The 21,545-nt window shown below is 71.7% G+C and carries 21 protein-coding genes, 1 pseudogene and 1 riboswitch; of the genes and pseudogenes, 11 read left to right on the top strand and 11 right to left on the bottom strand.

All coding sequences use genetic code 11. The features are described 5' to 3' along the window. The first annotated feature begins 40 nt into the window (after positions 1 to 40). Positions 41 to 175, top strand: a riboswitch (FMN riboswitch). A gap of 94 nt (positions 176 to 269) precedes the next feature. The 3 genes and pseudogenes from HQQ79_RS12635 (at position 270) to ribH (ending at position 2,088) form a co-directional block, all read left to right on the top strand. Beyond that, complete coding sequence (locus tag HQQ79_RS12635) at positions 270 to 923, top strand: riboflavin synthase (protein ID WP_071247477.1); 654 nt, start codon at positions 270 to 272, stop codon at positions 921 to 923. Then, positions 923 to 1,555 (top strand): annotated as a pseudogene (gene ribB / locus HQQ79_RS12630) (3,4-dihydroxy-2-butanone-4-phosphate synthase); the annotation flags it as partial. The gene HQQ79_RS12635 and the pseudogene ribB, both read left to right, overlap by 1 nt. Positions 1,556 to 1,608: 53 nt before the next feature. Continuing rightward, positions 1,609 to 2,088: a 6,7-dimethyl-8-ribityllumazine synthase gene (gene ribH / locus HQQ79_RS12625; protein ID WP_027466317.1), complete on the top strand. Its 480-nt coding sequence runs from the start codon at positions 1,609 to 1,611 to the stop codon at positions 2,086 to 2,088. A 122-nt stretch (positions 2,089 to 2,210) separates the two neighbouring features. On the opposite strand, the gene HQQ79_RS12620 is transcribed toward ribH, so the two are convergent. Together HQQ79_RS12620 and HQQ79_RS12615 are read right to left on the bottom strand one after the other, a co-directional pair. Continuing rightward, the gene (locus HQQ79_RS12620) at positions 2,211 to 2,381 is read right to left on the bottom strand and encodes a hypothetical protein (RefSeq protein ID WP_017888559.1); all 171 of its coding nucleotides are present in this window, start codon (positions 2,379 to 2,381) and stop codon (positions 2,211 to 2,213) included. A gap of 66 nt (positions 2,382 to 2,447) precedes the next feature. Beyond that, positions 2,448 to 2,996 carry a TetR/AcrR family transcriptional regulator gene (locus HQQ79_RS12615; protein ID WP_027466318.1) on the bottom strand — a complete coding sequence of 183 codons (549 nt, stop codon included), beginning with the start codon at positions 2,994 to 2,996 and terminating at the stop codon, positions 2,448 to 2,450. Positions 2,997 to 3,151: 155 nt separating this feature from the next. Here HQQ79_RS12615 and HQQ79_RS12610 point away from each other — a divergent pair, with 155 nt between their 5' ends. The 5 genes from HQQ79_RS12610 (at position 3,152) to HQQ79_RS12590 (ending at position 9,316) form a co-directional block, all read left to right on the top strand. After that, the gene (locus HQQ79_RS12610; protein WP_173034695.1) at positions 3,152 to 5,188 is read left to right on the top strand and encodes an aldo/keto reductase; all 2,037 of its coding nucleotides are present in this window, start codon (positions 3,152 to 3,154) and stop codon (positions 5,186 to 5,188) included. After that, entirely contained in the window at positions 5,167 to 6,174 is a 1,008-nt protein-coding gene (locus HQQ79_RS12605; protein WP_173034693.1) for a LacI family DNA-binding transcriptional regulator, read from the top strand. Before HQQ79_RS12610 ends, HQQ79_RS12605 begins: the two co-directional genes overlap by 22 nt. A 213-nt stretch (positions 6,175 to 6,387) precedes the next feature. Beyond that, positions 6,388 to 7,911 carry an MFS transporter gene (locus HQQ79_RS12600; protein ID WP_173034691.1) on the top strand — a complete coding sequence of 508 codons (1,524 nt, stop codon included), beginning with the start codon at positions 6,388 to 6,390 and terminating at the stop codon, positions 7,909 to 7,911. A gap of 236 nt (positions 7,912 to 8,147) precedes the next feature. Next, positions 8,148 to 8,657 carry a flavin reductase family protein gene (locus HQQ79_RS12595; protein WP_027466322.1) on the top strand — a complete coding sequence of 170 codons (510 nt, stop codon included), beginning with the start codon at positions 8,148 to 8,150 and terminating at the stop codon, positions 8,655 to 8,657. A gap of 44 nt (positions 8,658 to 8,701) precedes the next feature. Next, entirely contained in the window at positions 8,702 to 9,316 is a 615-nt protein-coding gene (locus tag HQQ79_RS12590) for a superoxide dismutase (protein WP_173034689.1), read from the top strand. Between the two features lie 109 nt (positions 9,317 to 9,425). Here HQQ79_RS12590 and HQQ79_RS12585 read toward each other — a convergent pair whose 3' ends face one another. Further along, complete coding sequence (locus HQQ79_RS12585; protein ID WP_173034687.1) at positions 9,426 to 10,049, bottom strand: TetR/AcrR family transcriptional regulator; 624 nt, start codon at positions 10,047 to 10,049, stop codon at positions 9,426 to 9,428. A 157-nt stretch (positions 10,050 to 10,206) separates the two neighbouring features. On the opposite strand from HQQ79_RS12585, the gene HQQ79_RS12580 reads away from it, so the two are divergent. Continuing rightward, a complete protein-coding gene (locus tag HQQ79_RS12580; protein ID WP_173034685.1) occupies positions 10,207 to 11,178 on the top strand; it encodes a carbohydrate kinase family protein in 972 nt (323 codons plus the stop codon). Positions 11,179 to 11,250: 72 nt separating this feature from the next. Here HQQ79_RS12580 and HQQ79_RS12575 read toward each other — a convergent pair whose 3' ends face one another. From HQQ79_RS12575 to upp, 5 genes are all read right to left on the bottom strand, one after another. Then, positions 11,251 to 12,723, bottom strand: coding sequence for a serine hydrolase domain-containing protein (locus HQQ79_RS12575; protein ID WP_173034683.1), 1,473 nt, complete (start codon positions 12,721 to 12,723; stop codon positions 11,251 to 11,253). Then, entirely contained in the window at positions 12,720 to 14,069 is a 1,350-nt protein-coding gene (locus HQQ79_RS12570) for a deoxyribodipyrimidine photo-lyase (RefSeq protein WP_173034681.1), read from the bottom strand. The genes HQQ79_RS12575 and HQQ79_RS12570 overlap by 4 nt, the downstream gene beginning before the upstream one ends. Continuing rightward, positions 14,066 to 14,578: a MarR family winged helix-turn-helix transcriptional regulator gene (locus HQQ79_RS12565; RefSeq protein WP_173034679.1), complete on the bottom strand. Its 513-nt coding sequence runs from the start codon at positions 14,576 to 14,578 to the stop codon at positions 14,066 to 14,068. Before HQQ79_RS12565 ends, HQQ79_RS12570 begins: the two co-directional genes overlap by 4 nt. Positions 14,579 to 14,836: 258 nt before the next feature. Then, entirely contained in the window at positions 14,837 to 15,604 is a 768-nt protein-coding gene (locus tag HQQ79_RS12560) for a winged helix-turn-helix domain-containing protein (RefSeq protein ID WP_173034677.1), read from the bottom strand. A gap of 739 nt (positions 15,605 to 16,343) precedes the next feature. Beyond that, positions 16,344 to 16,979, bottom strand: a complete 636-nt coding sequence (gene upp / locus HQQ79_RS12555) for a uracil phosphoribosyltransferase (protein ID WP_110861591.1) — start codon at positions 16,977 to 16,979, stop codon at positions 16,344 to 16,346. 76 nt (positions 16,980 to 17,055) lie between these two features. Between upp and HQQ79_RS12550 the strand changes: the two genes are divergently transcribed. Further along, positions 17,056 to 17,490 (top strand): nucleoside deaminase, encoded by a 435-nt coding sequence (locus tag HQQ79_RS12550; protein WP_071247896.1) that lies wholly within the window; start codon positions 17,056 to 17,058, stop codon positions 17,488 to 17,490. On the opposite strand, the gene HQQ79_RS12545 is transcribed toward HQQ79_RS12550, so the two are convergent. Continuing rightward, positions 17,471 to 18,427, bottom strand: coding sequence for a cation diffusion facilitator family transporter (locus HQQ79_RS12545; protein WP_027466331.1), 957 nt, complete (start codon positions 18,425 to 18,427; stop codon positions 17,471 to 17,473). The two genes, HQQ79_RS12550 and HQQ79_RS12545, sit on opposite strands and share 20 nt — an antisense overlap. 64 nt (positions 18,428 to 18,491) lie before the next feature. Here HQQ79_RS12545 and proC point away from each other — a divergent pair, with 64 nt between their 5' ends. Further along, the gene (gene proC, locus HQQ79_RS12540) at positions 18,492 to 19,322 is read left to right on the top strand and encodes a pyrroline-5-carboxylate reductase (RefSeq protein ID WP_173034675.1); all 831 of its coding nucleotides are present in this window, start codon (positions 18,492 to 18,494) and stop codon (positions 19,320 to 19,322) included. A gap of 87 nt (positions 19,323 to 19,409) precedes the next feature. Here the strand turns inward: proC and HQQ79_RS12535 are convergent, their stop codons facing one another. Then, entirely contained in the window at positions 19,410 to 20,105 is a 696-nt protein-coding gene (locus HQQ79_RS12535) for a TrkA family potassium uptake protein (protein WP_216852501.1), read from the bottom strand. Beyond that, on the bottom strand, positions 20,098 to 21,531 hold the full coding sequence (locus tag HQQ79_RS12530) for a TrkH family potassium uptake protein (RefSeq protein WP_027466334.1): 1,434 nt from the start codon (positions 21,529 to 21,531) through the stop codon (positions 20,098 to 20,100). Before HQQ79_RS12530 ends, HQQ79_RS12535 begins: the two co-directional genes overlap by 8 nt. Positions 21,532 to 21,545 lie beyond the last annotated feature (14 nt).

The raw sequence follows: 21,545 nt of genomic DNA, 5'->3' as shown, positions 1-21,545 counted from the left end.
GGCGCGGCCGTCAGCGGCCTGGGGTATCGTTCCGACTACGCAAGCGCTCCGGGGTCGGTGTAATTCCGAGCCGGTGGTGACAGTCCACGAACTGATGACGGGTGCGAACCCGACAGAGGTTGACCCGGTGGAATTCCGGGACCGACGGTGAAAGTCCGGATGGGAGGCGCGCTGGGCGGACAGGACGACCCCACGACCCGTGGGGTGCGACCCGTCCGTCGATGCCGACGATCGTCGAACGCCCCCGGAGTCCCGTTGAGAGGACACCAGTGTTCACCGGCATCATCGAGGAACTCGGCACCGTCACCGCCGTCGAGCAGCAGGGCGACTCCGTCGCGCTCACCGTGCACGGCCCCGTCGTCGTGCAGGACGCCCGGCACGGCGACTCGATCGCGACGAGTGGTGTCTGCCTGACCGTCGTCGAGCAGACCCCCGAGACCTTCACCGCCTTCGTCATGAAGCAGACCCTCGACATGAGCGCCCACGGCGCACTCCGGGTGGGGGACCGCCTGAACCTCGAGCGCGCCGCCTCGGTGGGCGACCGCCTGGGCGGGCACATCGTGCAGGGTCACATCGACGGCACCGCCACCGTGCTCGAGACGGCCGACGGTGACGGCTGGCGGCGCGTGCGGTTCTCGCTCGCGCCGGCGCTCAGCCCGCTCGTGGTCGACAAGGGTTCCATCGCGCTCGACGGCGTCTCGCTCACGGTCAGCGCGGTCTCGCCCGAGGACACCGCGCCCGACGCGGCCTGGTTCGAGGTGAGCCTGATCCCCGAGACGCTCGAGGCGACGACGCTCGGGCTCCGCGTGCCCGGTGACCGGGTGAACGTCGAGACCGACGTCCTGGCCCGGCACGTCCGCCGCATGCTGCGGCTCGACGCAGCGGCGCAGTCGCTCGAGACCGTCGGATCGGAGGCCCGGTGATGGTCGCCGAGGTCGGTGCCGCCCCGCAGGCACTCGGGTTGTCGAGCATCGAGACCGCGATCGCGTCGATCGCGGCCGGTCGCCCGGTGATCGTCATCGATGACGAAGACCGCGAGAACGAGGGCGACGTCATCCTGTCCGCCGAGCTCGCCTCGCCGGAGTGGATCGCGTGGACCGTGGCGCACTCGTCCGGGTTCATCTGCGCGCCGGTCAGCACCGAGATCGCCGACGCCCTCGACCTGCCGCCGATGGTGGCGCACAACGAGGACGTCCGCGGCACGGCCTACACGGTCACCGTCGACGCCGCCGTCGGCGTGACCACGGGCATCAGCGCCCACGACCGCGCCCGCACCCTGCGGGTCCTCGCCGACCCGACCTCGGTGCGCGACGACCTGCACCGCCCCGGACACGTGGTGCCCCTGCGTGCACGACCGGGCGGGGTCCGCGAGCGCGCCGGGCACACGGAAGCAGCGATCGAGCTCGTCACCGCGGCCGGACTCCGGCCCGCTGCGGCGATCTGCGAGATCGTCGACGAGGACGGCAGCATGATGCGGCTGCCGGCGCTCGTCGGACTCGGGGCGCGCGAGGGCGTGCCCGTCATCACCATCGCCGCGCTCGCCGAGTGGCTGGACGCGGCAGACCGGGCGGCGGCAGCGACCGCAGCGCCCACGGAAGGAACGACACGATGAGCGGAGCAGGCGCGGCGGACCGCGACCAGGTCGACGGCACCGGGATCCGGGTGGCCATCATCGCCGGACAGTGGCACGACACGATCGCGGCGGGCCTGCTCGCCGGGGCGCAGCGCGAGGTCGAGCGGCTCGGGGCGACGGCCGACGTCATCCCCGTCCCCGGTAGCTTCGAGCTGCCCGTGGTCGCGAAGACCGCGCTCGAGGCCGGGTTCGACGCGGCGGTCGCGCTCGGCGTGATCATCCGCGGTGGCACCCCGCACTTCGAGTACGTGTCGGGCGCGGCGACGAGCGGCCTGACGCAGGTCGCGATCGACACCGGCAAGCCCGTCGGGTTCGGTGTGCTCACGCTGGACGACGAGCAGCAGGGACTCGACCGCGCCGGACTGCCCGACTCCAAGGAGGACAAGGGCGCCGAGGCCGCACACGCGGCGATCAGCACCGCGGTGACGCTGCGGTCCCTGCGCGTCCTGGTCTGAGGCGCCGGACACCCCACACAGAACGGCCCCGCACCGGTGAGGTGCGGGGCCGTTCTGTGCTTGCTGGTCAGTGCTTGCTGGTCAGTGCTTGCTGATCAGCGTTGCTGGTCTGTGCTTGCTGGTCAGCGCTTGCCGAACACGTGGATCGGCAGGAAGAAGGAGAGGCTCATCAGGAGCACGCCGGCCATGAAGACGAAGGCCTGGCCCGACTCCACCTGGAAGGCGAACCCGAACAGGTACATCGACACCAGCAGCAGCAGGATCGAGAAAACAGCGGCGATGACGCGGCCCACGGGATACCTCCGGGTGTCGACGAGTGGATCGTTCCCCAGTCTATCCCCAGCCGGGGGTGTGCCGGTTCACGCTCCCGGTCGCGTCGCGATCAGACGGTCGACGACGGTGAGCAGGGTCTCCATGTCGACGCTGCCCCGCTTCGGTCGCACCTCGCTCGCGGCACCGAGTGAGGCCTGGTGGTACAGCCCGTCGCCGAGGAGCTTGACGGCCTGCGCGGTCGGCTCGTCGCCGAGGGCGTCGACGAGGGTCGCGAGCCAGGCGTTCTCGGTGTCGTCGAGGGTCCGTCCGGCCTCTTCGTAACCGGCCTGCTGCAGGCGGCTCGCTGCGAGCAGGGCGAGGTCCAGCTCGCTGCCGACGAACAGGCAGTTGCGGACGAAGTAGCGCGCGGCGCCGTCCTCGGCCTCCTGCATGCGCTCGACGTCGATCGCGGACAGGTCCGACAGCCGTTCGCAGAGCCCCTCGACCAGGGCGGCCTTGGAGCCGAAGTGGTAGAGCAGCCCGCCCTTCGAGACACCGGCGCGCGCGGCGACGGCGTCGAGCGTGGCGGGACGCTCACCTTCCTCGCACACGATGGCGACGAAGCTGTCGAGGACACGGTCGCGGGCACTGGCCATGCCGAGAGTCTAGGAGCAGTTCCGGGGGGCGCGGACGCCAGCTCCTCCGTGGTCGCCGTGAACGCTCACGAAATGCCGCGGGACCGTTGCTCATCGTTCCCGCACCGGCTAGCGTCGAGCCGACCGTGAAGGTTCACGAGACGACAAGGATCCGCATGTCAGCGCAGACGGCGAACACCGCCACCACCCCGACCTCGACCACCGCCGAACGCCCCGGGTGGGCCGTCCTCGGCCCCGGCAGCATCGCCCGACGCTTCCTCTCGCAGCTGCCCGCCAGCGGGGGTGTCCTGGTCGCGGCCGGCAGTTCGTCCGCCGAGCGGGCGCAGGGCTTCGCCGACGAGGCCGCCGGGTTCGGGTTCGCGGACGTGACCGCCGGGACCTACGACGAGGTCCTCGCCGACCCGCGGGTGGACGCCGTCTACGTGTCGACCGTGCACACCGGGCACGCCCGACTCGTGCTCGCCGCACTCGAGGCCGGCAAGGCGGTCCTCTGCGAGAAGCCCCTCGCCGTGAACCACGGCACCGCGATGGCGCTCACCGACGCCGCACGCCAGGCCGGCCTGCCGCTCGTCGAGGCGTTCATGTACCGCTTCCACCCGCAGACCGCGGCGCTGCTCGAGCTGATCCGCGACGGCGTGATCGGCGACGTGACACACGTCGACGCCTCGTTCGCCTTCCGGACGGGCGAGCGCACCGGTCGCCTGTTCGACGTCGACACCGCCGGCGGCGGGATCCTCGACGTCGGCGGGTACCCGGTGACGATGGCCGCGGCGATCGTGCAGGCCGCCACCGGGGTCGCCGTCGCCGAGCCGGTGGACCTCACCGCCACGGGCACGCTCGGGCCGACCGGGGTCGACGAGTGGACGGTCGCGCAGCTCACCTACAAGGGCGGGACCACGGCGACGGTCCGGACCGGCGTCTTCGTGCAGGACGACAACGCCGTGTCGGTGTACGGCTCGCGCGGTCGCATCGTGCTCACCGACCCGTGGACCCTCGGCGACGACCCCACCATCGAGATCCACACCGTCGACGAACCCCCTCGCTCGCTGTCGTTCGCGGGTGAGCACCCCTACGCCCGAGAAGCCGACGCCACCACCGACGCCCTGCGTGCCGGCGGGGTCGAAGCGGCGCAGATGACCATCGACGAGACCCTCGCCACGGCCCGCACGCTCGACCGGTGGCGCGCGGCGATCGGCCTGCGCTACCCCTTCGAGGCCGAGACCGCCGACATCCCGACGGTGTCCGGCCGACCGCTCACCGTGCAGGACGGCAACCCGATGCGCTACGGCGAGGTGCCGGGCGTCGGCAAGCGGATGTCCCGCCTGGTGATGGGTGTCGACAACCAGCCCGACCTGGCACACGCCAGCGCGATCTTCGACCTGTTCGTCGAGCAGGGTGGCAACGTGTTCGACACCGGGTACATCTACGGCGGCGGGGTGCTCGAGGGCAGGCTCGGCAGGTGGATCCAGAACCGGGGGATCCGCGAGGACGTGGTCGTCATCACGAAGGGCGCCCACACCCCGCACTGTGACCCGGAGTCGATCACCCGGCAGCTGCTCGAGAGCCTCGAGCGCCAGGGAACCGACTACGCGGACATCTACATGATGCACCGCGACAACCCCGACATCCCGGTGGGGGAGTTCGTCGACGTGCTCGACGAGCACCGCCGAGCCGGGCGCATCCGCGTGTACGGCGGCTCGAACTGGACCCCCGCACGGTTCGACGAGGCGAACGCCTACGCACGGGCCAACGGCAAGCACGGGTTCGAGGTGCTCAGCAACCACTTCGGTCTCGCCGAGGCGTACGACGTGCCGTGGGACGGCTGCGAACACGCGACCGACGCGGCATCGAAGGCCTGGCTCGAGGAACGCCAGGTCCCGCTGCTGCCGTGGTCGTCGCAGGCCCGCGGGTTCTTCACCGGCCGCGCGACGCCCGAGGACACCAGCGACGCCGAACTCGTCCGCTGCTACTACTCGGACGACAACTTCGAGCGGCTCCGGCGTGCGCGCGAACTCGGCGAGCAGTTCGGTGTCCCCGCGACGGCGATCGCGCTGGCGTACGTGCTCAACCAGCCGTTCCCGACGTTCCCGCTCTTCGGACCCCGTACGATCGCGGAGGCCCGGTCGTCCATGACCGGCCTCTCCGTCGACCTCTCCCCGGAACAGGTGGCATGGCTGGACCTCCGCGCCTGACCCCGGGCGGCCGCGCGACGATCATCGACGTCGCCGCGGCCGCCGGGGTGTCCCGGCAGACCGTCACCCGCGCGATGAACGGCATGTCCGGCATCAGCGCGGCGACCAAGGACCGCGTGCTCCAGGCCGCGGCTGCGCTCGACTACCGTCCGTCACGGTTCGGCCGCGGGCTCGTCACGGGTGGCGACCACCAGCTCGGGCTCGTCGTCAACGACCTGCGGAACCCCTACGCACCGGCACTCGCCTCCGCGGTGCTCGGCCTGGCCGCCGCCCGCGGGTGGAACGTCATGCTCGCCGACGTCGGGCTCGCGAGCGACTCGGACCGGATGGTGGAGTCCCTCGGCGCGCAGACCGACGTCGTGATCGGCTACCTCGGGTCCCGTGCGCCGGAGTGGATCGAACGGCTCGGCTCGGTCCCGGTCGTCGAACTCGACCCCTCGGGGCCGGTGACCCGCGCCGCGGTCCGGATCGACCCGACCTCCGCGATCGAGGACCTCGCCGACCACCTCGTCGACGTCGGGGTGAAGCACCCCGTCGTGCTCGACGCCGCCGCCGACGGCGTGCCGAGCCAGCGCGGGGAGCACATGGTCGCGGCACTCCGGCGTCGCGGGTACCTGCCCGACCTCGTCATCGCGTCCGCACCCACCGCCGAGGCCGGCGCCGGACAGACGGAGCGGATCCTCGCCGAGCACCGCCGGGTGGACGCGGTCCTGGCCTTCAACGACGTGCTGGCCCTCGGTGTGCTGTCGGCCTGCCGTCGTGCCGGCGTCGACGTCCCCGGTGACGTCCGCGTGGTCGGCGTCGACGGCCTGCCGCTCGGGACGCTCGTCGCGCCGACGCTCACCACGCTGGCCGTCGACCTCGACGAGGTCGCGGGCCAGGCCCTCGACCTGGCGCTCGGCATGCTCGCGGGCGAGCTGCCGCGCTCGGGCGAGGCCGTCGAGCGCACGGTGCGCCACCGGTTGCTGCTCCGCGAATCGGCGTAGGCCCGACGACGCGACCAGTGGACCGTCGCAAGGCCCGTGGCGGGACCGCCACGGGCCTCCCGGCCGTCGTCAGTTGCATTTGCAACCAAAACCGTCCGGACGGTACACTAATGGAGTCCTGACGGGGCGCGTGTCCATCCCGCGTCCCGTCTCGTCTGCCCCACGTACCACCCGCCGTCGACCTGGTCCGGCTCGAAGTCCCAGGAGTCCGCCGTGTCCGCACTGCTCACCAGCCCCGTCGCCACCCGCGTCACCGGGAGCCGCGCCCGACGGTTCCTGGCGCTCGCCGTGCTCATGCTGCCGGTCCTGCTCATCTCGGTCGACAACACCATCCTGAGCTTCGCGCTGCCGTCGATCAGTCGCGCGCTGAACCCGGACGCCACCACGCAGCTCTGGATCGTGGACGCGTACCCGCTGGTGCTCGCCGGCCTGCTCGTCGTCATGGGCAGCATCGGTGACCGCATCGGCCGACGGCGGATCCTGGTGATCGGCGCGACCGGCTTCGCACTGTTCTCGGTGGCCGCGGCCTTCGCGACCGACGCCTGGATGCTCGTCGCGGCCCGCATCGCGATGGGCGTGTTCGGCGCGATGCTCATGCCCGCCACGCTCTCGATCATCCGCAACGTGTTCGTGGACGCGGGGGAGCGGCGGATGGCGCTCGCCGTGTGGTCGACGATGTTCGCGGCCGGCAACGCGCTCGGGCCGCTCGTCGGCGGCGCGCTGCTCGCGCACTTCCACTGGGGCAGCGTGTTCCTCGTCGCGGTGCCGATCCTCGTGCTCATGCTCGTCGGCGTGCCGTTCTGCGTGCCAGAGTCCCGCGACCCGATGCCCGGGCCGGTCGACCTGCCGAGCATGTTCCTGTCCCTCGGCGCCCTCGCACCGATCGCGTGGGCCATCAAGTCGGTCGTGCACCCCGAGGAGCGCGGCCTCGCGATCGCCATGCTCGCGGTCGGTGTCGTCTGCGGCATCGCGTTCGTCCGTCGGCAGCTGCGGTCCCGCACGCCGATGCTCGACCTGCGGCTGTTCCGCAGCACCGCCTTCACGGGCAGCGTGCTGATGAACCTGGCGGCGATGTTCTCGCTCACCGGTTTCCTGTTCTTCATCGCCCAGCACCTGCAGCTCGTGGCCGGGCTCGACCCATTCGCATCCGGCGTCGTGCTCATCCCGGGGTCGGTCCTGACCATCGTCGCCGGGCTCGCGGTCGTGCCGATCGTGGCGCGGGTCGCCCCACGCTGGGTCGTGTCGGTCGCGCTGCTGTTCTCGGCGGCGGCGTACGCCCTCGTCGCGGTCCTCGGACACCACGCCTCCATCGCCGCCCTGGCGTTCGCGTTCGTGCTGCTCGGCATCGGGATCGGGGCGTCCGAGACGGTGACGAACGACCTCATCATCTCGACGGCTCCGGCGGACAAGGCGGGTGCGGCGTCGGCGATGTCCGAGACGGCGTACGAGATCGGCGCCGTGCTCGGGACCGCGGTGCTCGGAACGATCCTGGCGACGACCTACCGGGCACACGTCGTGGTGCCCGACGGGTTGTCCTCGGCAGAGCACGTCGCGGCCCAGGAGACCCTCGGCGGCGCGGTCGCCGCGGCGGGGCAGCTCGGCGGCAGCGCCGGGCAGGTGCTGCTCGAGTCGGCGCGGGCGGCCTTCGACTCCGGCGTGACGATCACGGCGGGCGTCGCCGCGGTGCTCATGGTGGTGGCGGCCGTGGGTGCGCTCGTCATGCTCAAGCGCCGCTGAGCGGCCGAGCGGACGCACTGCGGGCGCGAGCTGCGCTTCGTGAGCTGCGCTTCGTGAGCAGGAATGGTCGGGTCGCCGTGCGTGACCCGACCATTCCTGCTCACGAAGTGCCACCGCGGCGCGCCCGGCCGCGCCCGAACCTGTGAATCGTTGACCTCAACCAGGGTTCAGGTCATACGTTGGGTGACAGCCGCCGAGTGACGGCAGCCCCTCCCGAAGGAACGACCACGATCACCATGCCCGACGAAGCACCGGCAACCATCGCCGACGCGTACAAGTCCGCCTTCCGCGGGCACCCTGCCGGCGTCGCCGTCATCACGGCCGAAGGCCCGGACGGACCGACCGGCCTCACCGCCTCGAGCGTCGCGAGCGTGGCCGTCGACCCGCCCGTGCTGGTCTTCTCGCTCTCGACGAACTCCGGCTCGGCCGGGGTCGTGCTCGGTGCGCCGTTGTTCGTCGTGCACCTGGTCGACTCCCTCGGGGTCGCACTCGCCAAGCGCTTCGCGTCGACCGGCAGCCCGGCCGCCGACGACCCGATCTGGGGCACCCTGCCGTCCGGCGACCGCTACCTGCCGAGTGCGGCGAGTGCGCTCCGCTGCCGACCGCTGTCGACGACGCCCATCGGCAGCTCGACCGTCGTCGTGGCCGAGGTGCTCGACATCATCGTCGGTGCCGACCGCGGCGAGCCGCTGGTCTACCACAACCGGGAATTCCACTCCCTCACCGATCGTTCCCGGCTCTCGTGAGCCGCGGAGCCGCGTCCACAACCCACTGATCGAAAGGACCTCACATGGCTGAGTACACCCTGCCGGAACTGCCGTACGACTACGCCGCGCTCGAGCCGCACATCAGCGGCAAGATCATGCAGCTGCACCACGACAAGCACCACCAGGCCTACGTGACCGGTGCCAACACCGCGCTCCAGCAGCTCGGCGAGGCCCGTGAGTCCGGCAACTTCGGCGCGATCAACAAGCTCGAGAAGGACCTCGCGTTCCACCTCGGTGGCCACGTGAACCACTCGATCTTCTGGACCAACCTCGGCCCGGACACGAAGGTCCCCGAGGGCGAGCTCGCCGCGGCGATCGACGAGTTCTTCGGTTCGTTCGAGAAGTTCCAGGCGCAGTTCGCCGCCGTCGCGAACGGCATCCAGGGCTCCGGCTGGTCCGTGCTGGCCTGGGACACCGTGGGCCAGAAGCTCACCACGTTCCAGCTCTTCGACCAGCAGGGCAACATCCCGTTCGGTCTCGTCCCGATCTTCATGCTCGACATGTGGGAGCACGCCTTCTACCTCGACTACCTGAACGTCAAGGCGGACTACGTCAAGGCCGTCTGGAACGTCGTCGACTGGGAGAACGTCGCCGCTCGTTTCGAGAACGCGAAGTCGCAGCGGTTCGTCACGCTCTGATCCGCGTCGGCGGGTCACCACGGTGACCACCTGACGAACGGGAGGCACGGTGCCAGCTGGCACCGTGCCTCCCGTTCGTGGTCCGGGTGCCGTTCCGGACCGCACGCCGTCACCGGGTCCGCGACCGGTCCTCGGACGCGGGCACGGTCGCGCTCAGCGCGGGGTCGGCGCCGGTCGTGCTCGAAGCCAGGTCGTGGGCGATGCGACGCAGTGCGGCGTCGGCCTCGGTGTGCGCGCGGTCGACGAGCGCGCTCCACTGGGCTCCGCGGGCGGCCATCACCGTGTCCTGGGCCGCACGTTCGGCGAGGACGGGGTCGGCGCCGTGCGCCCGGCACCACGCCCGGATGGCCGCCACGTGGCAGCGGTGTGCACGGCGCTGGCGGTCCCGCCCGTCGAGGGACTCGACCGAACCGAGTTCGAAGGTGAGTCGCGCGGCCAACGCGCGGTGTGGGTCGTCGAGCCCGCCGAAGGCCGCGACCAGGTGATCGGCGAGGGCGTCCGCGTCGGCGTCCGGCTCGAGTGTCGCCACCGGCCGCGAGGCCGCCAGGTGATCGACGACGGAGTCGATCAGGGCTTCGCGTGAGCCGAAGTGGTAGACGACCGGGTAGGCGCTCGTCCCGAGCACGCGGCCGAGGCCCCGGACCGTGACGTCCTCGATCTTGGTCTCGACGAAGTGGTCGACGACCTTTTGGAGGATCGCGGGCTTGCGGGTGGGGTCGGGCTTCCTGGGCATGGCATCTCCGTCGTCGGGGCGGTGGTCGCGCGACCGCCCACATACTAGCAGGTGGTATTTCAGTGGCACCATGGTCGTCGTGTGTGATCTCTCCGCGAAACCTCCGTTTTCACCGATAGAAACGGAGAAAAACTCGGCTCCGGGTACACTGTTTCGGATGTCCATGCCGTACGAGGGCGCTCCGCCGCCGTCCCGGCCCGAGGGGACCCGCGCCGGACGGGTGGTCACGGGCCGCCGTCGTGGCGCCGGAAAACGCTTCCTGGTCGTCGGCGACGTCCTGGACGGTGTCCTCGTGCACACCACCGCACAGCGGATCGGGGTGCACGACCCCGCTGCGGAGATCCGCCACCGTCCGACCGGCGCCGGTGGCAACACGGCCACATGGCTCGGCTGGCTCGGGGCCGAGGTCGACGTCGTCGCCCGGGTCGGGGTCGACGACGTCTACCGCCACGAGCGCGCGCTCGAGGACGCCGGGGTCCGCGCCCACCTGCGGTACGACGCGATGATGTCCACCGGTGTCGTCGTCTCGGTGCGCAACGACCACGGTCGCACCGCGATGTCCGACCCCGCCGCGAGCGGGAAGATCAGTGCCGCCGACGTCCCGTCGTCGGTGGTCGCCCGCGCCGACATCGTGCACCTGACCGGGGCCGCCATGCTCGGCGGCGGGGCCGACCGGCTCGAAGACCTGGTGGCGTGCGCCCGGACGGGCCCGGCGCGCGTGGCGGTGGACCCCTCGTCGGTGGCGGTGATCGAGACGATCGGTGCCGACCGGTTCCTGCAGGCCCTGCGGGGGGTCGACGTGCTCTTCCCCGACCAGCACGAGGCGCTCGCCCTCGGCGGGGGCGACGACCTCGATGCCGCGGTGCGGCGGTTGACGGAGCACGTCCCACTGGTCGTCGTCACGGCCGGGGCCGACGGCGCGCTCATCGGGCGCCGTGGCCGCAGCATCCACCGGGTCCCCGCGACACCTGCGACCGTCGTCGACACCATCGGCGCCGGGGACGCCTTCGTCGCCGGGTTCGTCCGTGCGTGGGCGACGGATCCGATCCGCGTCGGTGCGGCGGCCCGCGAGGGCACCCGGGTCGCCGCGCGGGCACTCGGCTTCGTGGGCGGTCGACCGCCGGTCTGAGCCGACGGGTTCTCGGTCTGCACCCCCGGTCAGCGCTCCGTCGGGTCAGTGCTCGGTCAGCGCTCCGTCGGGTCAGCGCTCCGAAGGTTCGGGGATGACGTTCAGGGTCTGGACGCGCCCCGCGGCGGCGGGCGCGAGTCGGATCTCGACGCGCAGTCGCCCGCAGGTGCCGGGGAGCCACCAGCGCAGGTGCGACGGTGCCGCCGAGTACTCGGACACCGGTGCGGCACCGAGGTCGGCGCCGACGTCCGCGACGGCCTGCGCCACCGCCCGCCGTCGGCGGTCGTAGGGCACGTCCATGGCCACGTTCGGTGTGCAGATGGTGTCCGCCAGGTCGTCGCTCCAGTCGGCCAGGAGGCGCGTCACGGCGGCCTGGGCGGCTCGCGTCGCGCGGGTGGTCGCCGCCACCCCGCTGGTCGCTCCGGCCACGTCGGTGCCGGCTTCCGCCGGGTCGGGCGCCCGGGCCGTCAGTGCCGCGTCGAGCACGAGGTCGTGCGCCTGCTGCGCGGCCGCGGAGACCTTGGCCTGCGTCGCGTTCTCGAACGCGACGACCCCGAGGCCGTCGCGCACGGACCACCGCATGTGCGCGGAGAAGCCCGGGTAGCCGCCGGAGTGCGAGACGAGCTCGCCGAAGCGGTCGTCCTGCTCGACGAACAGCCCGAAGCCGTACGCCGTCGCGCGGGCCGAACCCGGGACGACGGACGACGGGACGACCCGCATCGCCTGCTGCATGAGCCGGCGATCGGCGGGGGAGACCGTGCCGGGTTCCGGCGCTGCGGAGAACGCCGAACCGAGGTGCGTCGCCCAGCGCGCCAGGTCGCGGACGGTCGAGAAGAGCCCGCCGATCGACGAGAACGCGCCGGGGCCCGTCATCGGCAGGGGTTCCCAGTCGCCCTCGTGTCCGCGGACACCGGTGACGACGAACCCGGTGGACTCGTCGGCGCTGAACACCGTGTCGTTGAGCCCGACGGGACGGAGCACGGTCTCTTCGGCGGCCGCGGTGAAGGGCCGCCCCGACACGACGGCGACGACCCGGCCGAGCAGCGCGTAGCCGAGGTTCGAGTAGGCGAAGCGGGTGCCGGGCAGCGAGTCGAAGAGCAGGCCGCCGCGCAGGACCTCGTCGAGCTCGGCGTCCGAGATCGACTCCTGCCGGTCGGCCCAGGGATCGTCGGTGGGGAAGCCCGCCGACATCGTCAGCAGCATCCGCACCGTGGGGACGGGGGAGTCCGGGGTCGGCAGGGTGACGGCGCCGAACGCCGGCACGAAGTCGGTGATCGGCGCGTCGAGGTCGAGCGCACCCCGTGCGACGAGGGTCAGCAGGGTCGCGGCGGTGACGCTCTTGGTGCAGGAGGCGATGCGGTAGACGGTGTCGGCGTCCGGTCGACGGCCGTCCCCGCGGTCGCCGTGCCCACCGGACGCGACGAGCCCGGAGCGGTCGAACACGCCCCACACGCTGCTCGGCGCGATGCCCTGTTCGACACGAGCACGGAACAGCTCGTCGACCTGGTCGACGACGGCGGCGACCGCAGGGTGCGACCCGGTCACGATCGCCGCATCCGTTCGTAGGCGTCGAGCGCCCGCTGCCGCGACGCCTTCAGGTCGACCATCGGCTCGGGGCGCAGCTCGTCGGCGGGGACCCAGCGGTGGACGTACTCGCGGTGCGGGTCGAAGCGCTCGAGTTGCCGGTCGGGGTTGAAGACACGGAAGTACGGGGCGGCGTCGAAGCCGGAGCCCGCGACCCACTGCCAGTTCGCCGCGTTGTTGGCGGGGTCGGCGTCGACCAGCGTGTCCCAGAACCACTGTTCCCCGACGCGCCAGTCGACGAGCAGGTTCTTCACGAGGAAGCTCCCGGCCGCCAGCCGCACCCGGTTGTGCATGGCGCCGCTGTGCCAGAGCTCGCGCATGCCCGCGTCGACCAGGTCGAAGCCGGTCAGGCCCTGCCGCCAGCGGTCGAGCTCTGCCGCTTCCGGGTCACGCCACGGGAACGCGTCGAAGTTCCGACGGACGTTGACGGTGGCGATGTCGTCACAGTGGAAGTACTCGTTCCAGTTGAACTCCCGCCATGCCAGCTGCCGGAGGAACGCGGCGGCGTTCTGGCGCTGCGCGGGCTCGAGCCGCTCGTGCAGGCGGTGCCACACCTGGTACGGGCTGATCTCGCCCCACCGCAGGAACGGCGACAGGCTGCTGGTGGCTTCCATCGCGGGCTCGTCGCGCTGGTCGTAGTCCTCGAGCGCGTGCTCGACGAAGTGCTCGAGCTGCTGCTGCGCGCCGTGCTCACCCGGGGTCCAGGCGTCACGGAGCCCGCCGGCCCAGTCGGGCTTCGTCGGCAGCAGTGCCCAGTCGGCCAGGGCATCACCGGTGACGTCGGCCGCAGCGGGCAGGTCGTCGGGGTCGGGCAGGGGGTGGCGCGGTTCGGGCAGAGCCTGGACGGCGTTCCAGAACGGGGTGAAGACCTTGTACGGCTCGCCCTGCCCGGTGAGCACGGTCCACGGTTCCCAGAGCAGGTTCGCGGCGAAGCTGTGCGCCTCGACGCCACGGTCGTGCAGGGCCGCCTTGATGCCGGCGTCGATGTCCCGCTCGACGGCACCGTACCGACGGTTCCAGTACACGGCGTCCGCCCCGGTGTCGGCGACGAGCTGGTCGATGACCGTCGCCGCGGCACCGCGTCGGAGGACCAGCCGAGAACCGCGCTCGCGCAGGTCGGCATCGAGGGCGGTCAGCGATCGGTGCAGCCACCAGCGGCTCGCGGCACCGATCGGACGGAGCCCCGGGGACTGCTCGTCGAGGACGACCACCACGGTGACGTCGCCACCGTGGTCGATCGCCGCACGGAGCGCGGGGTTGTCCGACAGCCGCAGGTCGTCACGGAGCCAGACGATCGCGCCGGTCACACCGTCGCCGCATCCGGAGCGGCCACCGGGCGGGCCGTCGACCGCCGGCCCGGTGCGGTGCCGACCGCCAGCCGGAGCTTCGTGCAGAGTTCGGTGAGGGTGCGCAGTTCGGGGTCGGACAGCCCGGCACCGACCTGCTGCGCGATGCTCGCCGCGTGCTGCACGGCGACCTGCCGGTAGACGTCGAAGCCGTGCGGGGTCAGCGCCACGATCACACCGCGGGCGTCGGTGGGGTCCGGCTGCTTCTCGACGATGCCGCGGGCGAGGAGTCGGTCGACCAGGCGGCTGACGCTCGGCTGGGTGAGGAGCAGGTGCCCGGTGAGGTCGCGCATCCGGCAGCGGCGGCCGGGCTGGGTCGACAGGTTGAAGCAGACGTCGTACTCGTTGAACGAGATCTCGTCGCCGGGGAAGTCCGCGTTGAGACTCCGCATCACGGCGACCTGGGCGCGGAAGAGCGCTTCCCAGGCGGCGACGGCGGTCGCCTTCTCACTGCGGCGTGTCTCGCTCACGTTCGCGTTCCCTCCGGTCGTACGGTCTGACCACACTACCGACGGGGTCCGACAGGAACCGGGCGACATGCACGAGGGCCGGCCGCCTGTCGGCGACCGGCCCTCTCCCTTGCACCAAGAGTTTCCTGCAATCACATTCCGCAGGCGGTGCCACAGCAAACACCGTCTGCACCACCGACTGTATAACGAAGCGGTAACGGCGCGCCAGCCTCTCCGCGGCCGGTTCGCTGCGAGTTCACCAAGAGCAGTCGATCAGGCTCAGAAGAGGTCGGGCGACGGCGTCGACGCGTACCGGACGGCGACGTCCGCGTGCCGGTCGAAGCGGTAGCCGACGCCCCGCACGGTGCGGACGATCTCCTCGAACGCGCCGAGCTTGGAGCGGAGCCGACGCACGTGCACGTCGATGGTGCGCTCGTTCGGGGTCTCGTCCTCGCCGTCCGACCAGAGGCCCTCGATGATCGCGGAACGGTCGACGGTCTGGCCCTCGCGGAGGACCAGGAACTGCAGGAGTTCGAACTCCTTGTAGGTCAGGGGTGCCGCTTCGCCGTCGAGGGTCACGCGCTTCCGCGAGATGTCGATGACGACACCGGTCTCCTCGGGCTCGGGCTTCTCGGCCTGCTTGCGGGCGGCCACCGCGGAGCGGTCCTGCAGGGCGAGGCGGACGACGTCGACGTCACGGCCACCGGAGTGCTCGGCGGCGACGGCGACGGCCGCGTAGGTCTCGGACGACGGGACGAGCTGCGCGGTGAGGGCCTTCAGCTGCTCGACCACCGCGGCCAGGGTCGTACCGGCGGCTGCGGCCTTCGCTTCGTCGATGCCGACGTACAGGGCGAAGCCACGGGCCTCGGTGCCCTCGGGGAGCGCGCGGTTCCGCTGCGGAGCGACCACGGGGCTCGTCGGCACGGAGGCCGGTCCGGTCGCTGCCGGGGAGGCCGGGCGCGGGCGGATCGGCGTCACGGTGCCGAGGTCGGTCGGGGCCGGTGCGGTGCGGAGCGCGGTGCGGGGCTGGGCGATGGTGAGCGACATGGTGGTTCTCCGGGCGGTGTGGCCGGTGCGCGGGTGGCGCGGCGGCCGGTGTCGAATGCGTCATCCCGGGTACGGCGGTACGCCGATGTGCCCTGCGGTCCTGCTGCGGACCGGGGCCGACCCGGGGGAACGGGAGACAGACCTCGTGACGTGGTGCGCGTCGCCGACGGTGTCCGTCACCCGGGGATCACGCGCTCGCGACGGGGGTGGTGTCGCGGGGGATCCGGCTGGAACGGGTGCCGATCAGGCACACATTCGACAACGCATGACCGGCATGGTCGGCATCATCACGCCGACGGTCCCCACTGCCCCTGCGGAGGAGCACGCCTCGGAGAGGACGCGGGTGGACACGGTTGCAGTCATGTGACGAGTATCTGCGGTATACCAACGCGGTGTCAACCGTCCGCGCGGACGGTGCGGTGGGCGCGACCGCCCGGGCGTCGAGTGCCACGCCCGTTCTTTCCCAATGCGCACGCGATGGAAAGTCGAATTGGGCGTACCGGGTCGAAAGAACCGACCTGGTACGCCCGGAACGACCTGCAACGCCCGGAACGGGCAGGTACGCCCGGAACGGGCGGGTACGCCCGGAACGGACAGGTACGCCCGGAACGACCGGGTACGCCCGGAACGGGCAGGTACGCCCGGAACGGGCGGGTGCGGTGGGCGCGACCGCACGGACGACAGGAGGCGCGGTGCCAACCGGCCCCGCGCCTCCTGTCCGAGACGTGTCGGGTCTGCGCTACTCGGCCAGGCCGTAGAGGCGGTCACCGGCGTCGCCGAGGCCCGGGACGATGTACCCGTTCTCGTCGAGCTTCTCGTCGAGCGCACCGAGGACGATCGAGACGTTGCGGTCGCCGACGGCCTGCTCGACCATGGCGAGCCCCTCGGGGGCACCGAGGATGCACACGCACGTGACCTCCTGCGCACCGCGGGCGAACAGGAAGTCGATCGCGGCGGCGAGGGTGCCACCGGTGGCGAGCATCGGGTCGAGCACGAAGCACTGCCGACCGGACAGGTCGTCGGGCAGGCGCTCGGCGTAGGTCTGCGGCTCGAGCGTCTCCTCGTTGCGGGCCATGCCGAGGAAGCCGACCTCGGCCGTCGGGACGAGCTTGACCATGCCCTCGAGCATGCCGAGCCCGGCGCGGAGGATCGGGACGACGAGCGGCCGCGGCTTGGCGATCGCGACGCCCATGGTGTGCGCCACCGGCGTGTCGATCGGCGTCGCCGTGACCCGGACGCCCCGCGTGGCCTCGTACGCGAGGAGCGTGACGAGTTCCTCGGTCAGGGCGCGGAACGTGGGGGAGGGCGTCGTACGGTCGCGGAGCACCGAGAGCTTGTGGGTGATGAGCGGGTGGTCGGCGACGTGGACTCGCATAGGGTCGAGCCTAGCGTGCCGACGACCGTCAGGAGGTCCCGTGGAGGAGCCCGCAGCCCGCCCGTTCGTCCCGGCGATGGAGCGTGCGCTCGACGAGGCCCGACGGTGCCTGGAGACCGACGACGTACCGGTCGGCGCGGTGGTGCTCGACCGCGACGGCGTCGTGGTCGCCACCGGCCGGAACGAGCGCGAGGCGCGGCAGGACCCGACGGCCCACGCCGAGGTCCTGGCGCTGCGTGCTGCTGCGGCGGTGACGGGGGACTGGCACCTCGAGGAGCACACGCTCGTCGTGACGCTCGAGCCCTGCCCGATGTGCGCCGGCGCCGTCATGGCCGCACGCGTGCCCCGGGTCGTGTTCGGCGCGTGGGACCCGAAGGCGGGCGCCAGCGGCAGCGTCTACGACATCGCCAGGGACCGCCGGCTGCCGCACCGCTCCGAGGTCATCGGGGGCGTGCTCGAGCAGGCGTGTGCCGAGCTGCTCGACGACTTCTTCAGTCCGCGGCGAGGATGACGATCGCCTCGGTCGGCGGCTGCGGCCCGGTGCGCAGGACGTCCGGTTCGACGTAGATCACCCGGGCGATCGGCACGGCGCTCCGGACACGCTGCTCGACGGTGTCGATGCCGGCGGCGACGTCACCGAGTCGGCGGTCCCCGTCGACGGCGACCTTCACACCGACCATCAGCTCGTCCGGTCCGAGGTACAGGGTCTTCAGGTGGATGATCGCGTCGACCTCGGGGCCGTCGAGCACCGCCTGCTTGATGCGCTCGACGTCGGCGGCGGTCGCGCCCTCGCCGACGAGCAGGCTCTTCGTCTCGATCCCGAGCACCACCGCGACCGCGATGAGCAGCGCCGCGATGAGCATCGTGCCGATCGCGTCGAACACCCCGTTGCCGGTGATCGCCGTCAGGCCGACGCCGAACAGGGCGAAGACCAGGCCGAGCAGGGCCGCGGTGTCCTCGAGCATCACGACGGGCAGCTCGGGGGCCTTCGCACGGCGCACGAACTGCACCCAGCTCTGCGAACCCTTCTGCGGTCGGGCCTCGTGCAGGGCGGTGCGGAGCGAGAAGCCCTCGAGACCGATGGCGATGACGAGCACGACGAGGGGGAGCCACCAGTTCTCGAGCGGGTGCGGGTGGGCGAGCTTCTCGATGCCCTCGTAGAGCGAGAAGACACCGCCGACCGAGAACAGGATGATGGAGACGACGAACGCGTACACGTAGCGTTCACGCCCGTAGCCGAAGGGGTGTTCCTGGTCCGCCGCTCGCCGGGCCTTGCGGCCACCGAGCAGCAGCAGGAGCTGGTTCGCGGAGTCGGCCAGGGAGTGCACGCCCTCGGCCAGCATCGACGCCGATCCGCTGATCGCCGCCGCGATGAACTTCACGATCGCGATGCCGATGTTGGCACCGAGTGCGGCGAAGATCGCCTTCGTGCCTCCGGAAGCGCTCACAGCTGTCCCCTTCTCGTGGTCTGCGACACGATCCTAGGCGGGTCGCGTCGGTAGGGTCGGGAGCATGACGATCGACCTGCCCCGCACCGCCCTGCTCGGCGTCGGCTCCATGTCCGGCGCGGTCCTCGACGGCCTGCTCGCCGCGGGACTCGACCCGGCCACCGTGACCCTCACCACGAAGTCGGAGGCGTCCGCTGCTGCCCACCGGGAGCGCGGCCTCGACGCCACCGCGAGCGACACCGACCCCGACGCCAACCGGGCGGCCGTCCGTGGCGCGGCCCTCGTCGTGGTCGGCGTGAAGCCCTACATGATCGCGGACCTGCTCGACGACGTCGCCGCCGACCTGGAGCCCGGTGCCGTCCTGGTCAGCGTCGCCGTCGGCACCACGACCGCGAGCATGGAGGCTCGGGTGCCCGCCGGCGTCCGGGTCGTCCGTGCCCTGCCGAACACCCCGATCGGCGTCGGCCACGGCGTCACCGGCATCAGCGCGGGCACCTCGGCCGACGCCGAGGCCGTCGCACTGGCGTCGTCGGTGTTCACCGCCTCGGGCGAGGTCATCGAGGTGCCGGAGGAGCAGCTCGACGCACTGTCCGCCGTGTCCGGCTCCGGCCCCGCCTACGTCTTCCTGCTGGTCGAGCAGTGGCAGCGTGCCGCCGAGGAGCTCGGGTTCACCCACGAGCAGGCGGCGACGATGGTGCAGGGCACCGTCCGCGGCGCGGTCGAGCTGCTCGAGCGGTCGGGCCGTGAGCCCGCCGACCTGCGCCGTGCGGTGACGAGCCCGAAGGGCACGACGGAACGTGCCGTCGCGGTGCTGCAGGACGCCGACCTGGCGGACACGCTGCTGCGCGCATCGCACGCCGCGATCGCGCGTGCCGAGGAGATCGCCGCGTCGTAGACGCACACCGCGTCGTGGACGCAGCCACAGTGCGGACGGGAGGCCCGTGGCGGCGTCGCCACGGGCCTCCCGTCCGTCCGGTGGTCGCTACTCGTACGCGGCGAAGCGCTCCAGGTCGGTCTCGGAACCCGAGACGATGATGACGTCGTCCTCACCGATGACGCTGTCCGGCGTCGCCGGCACGAAGGGGTTGCCGGGCGGCTTGATGCCGAGCACGGTCAGGCCGAAGCGGGTGCGGATCACGGTGGTGGCGAGGTCCTTGCCGCGGACCGCGCGCGGCGGGAACATCTTGACCACGGCGAAGTCGTCGTCGAACTCGATGAAGTCGAGCATCCGGCCGGAGACCAGGTGCGCCGTGCGCTCGCCGGCCTCGCGCTCGGGGTAGACGACGTGGTTGGCGCCGATGCGGGACAGGATCGTGCCGTGCGAGCGGCTGATCGCCTTCGCCCAGATCTGGGGGACGCCGAGGTCGACCAGGTTCGCCGTGATGAGCACGCTCGACTCCAGGTCGCTGCCCGTGCCGACGACGGCGATGGCGAAGTCCTGCGCGCCGATCTGCCGGAGCGCGTCGATGTCGGTCGCGTCCGCCTGCACCGCGTGGGTGACCCGGTCGGACCACTTCTGCACCAGACCGGCGTCGGTGTCGACGACGAGCACCTCGCGGTCCTGGCGTTCGAGCTGCCCGGCGGTGGCGGCCCCGAAGCGCCCGAGCCCGATGACGAGGACGGGAGCGTCGTGACTGATGGCACCGTGCTGGTGCGACGAACGGGTGCGGTCAGCCAACGATCGGCCTCTCCTCGGGACGGCGGAACAGTTGCCGGCTCTGGCTGGCGGCCAGGGCAGCGGCGATGGTCACTGTACCGACCCGGCCGAGGAACATGGTGGCGGCGAGCACGTACTTGCCCGATTCCGGCAGGTTCGCGGACACGCCGGAGGACAGGCCACTGGTCGAGAACGCCGAGATCACCTCGAACAGCACACGGTCGAGCGAGTCGTCGGTGATCTGCAGGAGCACCACGGTGGCGACGGCCACGATCGTCGCTCCCCAGAGGACGATGGCCACCGCGACCCGCAGGACGTCACTCGGGATCCGGCGACCGAAGGCCTCCATGCTCTGGCGGCCGCGGGCCTCGGCGACCGCGGCCAGGAACAGCACCGCGAGGGTCGTCACCTTGATGCCGCCGGCTGTCGAGGCGGACCCGCCACCGATGAACATGAGCATGTCCGTGACGAGCAGGCTCGAGCCGTTGAGCTGGTCGAAGTCGACGAGCGAGAAGCCGCCGGAGCGGGTCATCGTCGACAGGAAGAGCGCCTGGAACGCGGTGCGCCCGGCTCCTTCCTCGCCGAAGGTCGTCGGGTTCGACGCCTCGAGGGCGGTGTAGACGACCGCGCCGCCGAGGAGCAGGACCGCGCTCGTCGCCAGGGTGAGCTTGACGTGGATCGGCCAGCGCCGCGGGGTGCGCAGCTGCTTCGTCAGGGCGCGGATCACCGGGAACCCGATGGACCCCGCCACGACACCGATCATCAGCAGCGTCAGGAACCAGTAGTCGTGGGCGAACGGGTCGAGGCCGTCCGCGTTCGGCGAGAACCCGGTGTTCGTGAAGGCCATCGCCGCGTAGTAGAAGGAGTCGCCGACCGCGGTCCAGAACGGGATGCCGGCGATGAGCACCGACGGCAGGAGCAGCAGGCCGAGGACGATCTCGATCGACAGGGTGCTCACCGCCACCGTCGCGAGCAGGGTGCCGACCTCGCCGAGCCGGACGGCCTGCCCCTCGGGCACGGCGCCGTGGTGCGTGCGGAGCGGGTTCGAGTCGCCGGCCGCCATGAGCTTCGCGCGCAGGCCGAGCTTCCGGGTGACGAACAGGCCGAGGATCGACGCGAAGGTCAGGACCCCGACGGCACCGATCTGGGTGCCGATGACCACCAGGACCTTGCCGAACACCGACCAGTGCGTCGCCATGTCGACCGTGGACAGCCCGGTGACGCAGACCACCGACGCCGCGGTGAAGAGGGCGTCCGCGAAGTGGGTGCTGCTGCGGTCCGCCGTGGCCCACGGCGTCATGAAGGCCACCGTGAACAGGAAGATCAGCGCGATGAACACGACGATCGCCAGTCGGGACGGCGACGAGCGCAGCACCGTCGCGATCCGGCTCGCTCGCCGTCGGCCGACACTCACGTGGTGCGGGATCGGCTCGGTTCGGTCGAGCATGCGTATGCCTCCGA

The organism is Curtobacterium sp. VKM Ac-2852 (assembly GCF_013205045.1).
GTDB lineage: Bacteria > Actinomycetota > Actinomycetes > Actinomycetales > Microbacteriaceae > Curtobacterium > Curtobacterium flaccumfaciens.
The sequence above is the reverse complement of the archived record's forward strand: the minus strand, read 5'-3'. Positions and strand labels throughout refer to the sequence as shown.

Excerpts from the sequence above, each read along its gene's own strand:
- ribH (WP_027466317.1), top strand. The coding sequence starts at position 1,609 with ATGAGCGGAGCAGGCGCGGCGGACCGCGACCAGGTCGACGGCACCGGG.
- HQQ79_RS12615 (WP_027466318.1), bottom strand. The coding sequence starts at position 2,996 with ATGGCCAGTGCCCGCGACCGTGTCCTCGACAGCTTCGTCGCCATCGTG.
- HQQ79_RS12610 (WP_173034695.1), top strand. The coding sequence starts at position 3,152 with ATGTCAGCGCAGACGGCGAACACCGCCACCACCCCGACCTCGACCACC.
- HQQ79_RS12605 (WP_173034693.1), top strand. The coding sequence starts at position 5,167 with ATGGCTGGACCTCCGCGCCTGACCCCGGGCGGCCGCGCGACGATCATC.
- HQQ79_RS12595 (WP_027466322.1), top strand. The coding sequence starts at position 8,148 with ATGCCCGACGAAGCACCGGCAACCATCGCCGACGCGTACAAGTCCGCC.
- HQQ79_RS12590 (WP_173034689.1), top strand. The coding sequence starts at position 8,702 with ATGGCTGAGTACACCCTGCCGGAACTGCCGTACGACTACGCCGCGCTC.
- HQQ79_RS12585 (WP_173034687.1), bottom strand. The coding sequence starts at position 10,049 with ATGCCCAGGAAGCCCGACCCCACCCGCAAGCCCGCGATCCTCCAAAAG.
- HQQ79_RS12580 (WP_173034685.1), top strand. The coding sequence starts at position 10,207 with ATGTCCATGCCGTACGAGGGCGCTCCGCCGCCGTCCCGGCCCGAGGGG.
- HQQ79_RS12560 (WP_173034677.1), bottom strand. The coding sequence starts at position 15,604 with ATGTCGCTCACCATCGCCCAGCCCCGCACCGCGCTCCGCACCGCACCG.
- upp (WP_110861591.1), bottom strand. The coding sequence starts at position 16,979 with ATGCGAGTCCACGTCGCCGACCACCCGCTCATCACCCACAAGCTCTCG.
- HQQ79_RS12550 (WP_071247896.1), top strand. The coding sequence starts at position 17,056 with ATGGAGCGTGCGCTCGACGAGGCCCGACGGTGCCTGGAGACCGACGAC.
- proC (WP_173034675.1), top strand. The coding sequence starts at position 18,492 with ATGACGATCGACCTGCCCCGCACCGCCCTGCTCGGCGTCGGCTCCATG.
- HQQ79_RS12530 (WP_027466334.1), bottom strand. The coding sequence starts at position 21,531 with ATGCTCGACCGAACCGAGCCGATCCCGCACCACGTGAGTGTCGGCCGA.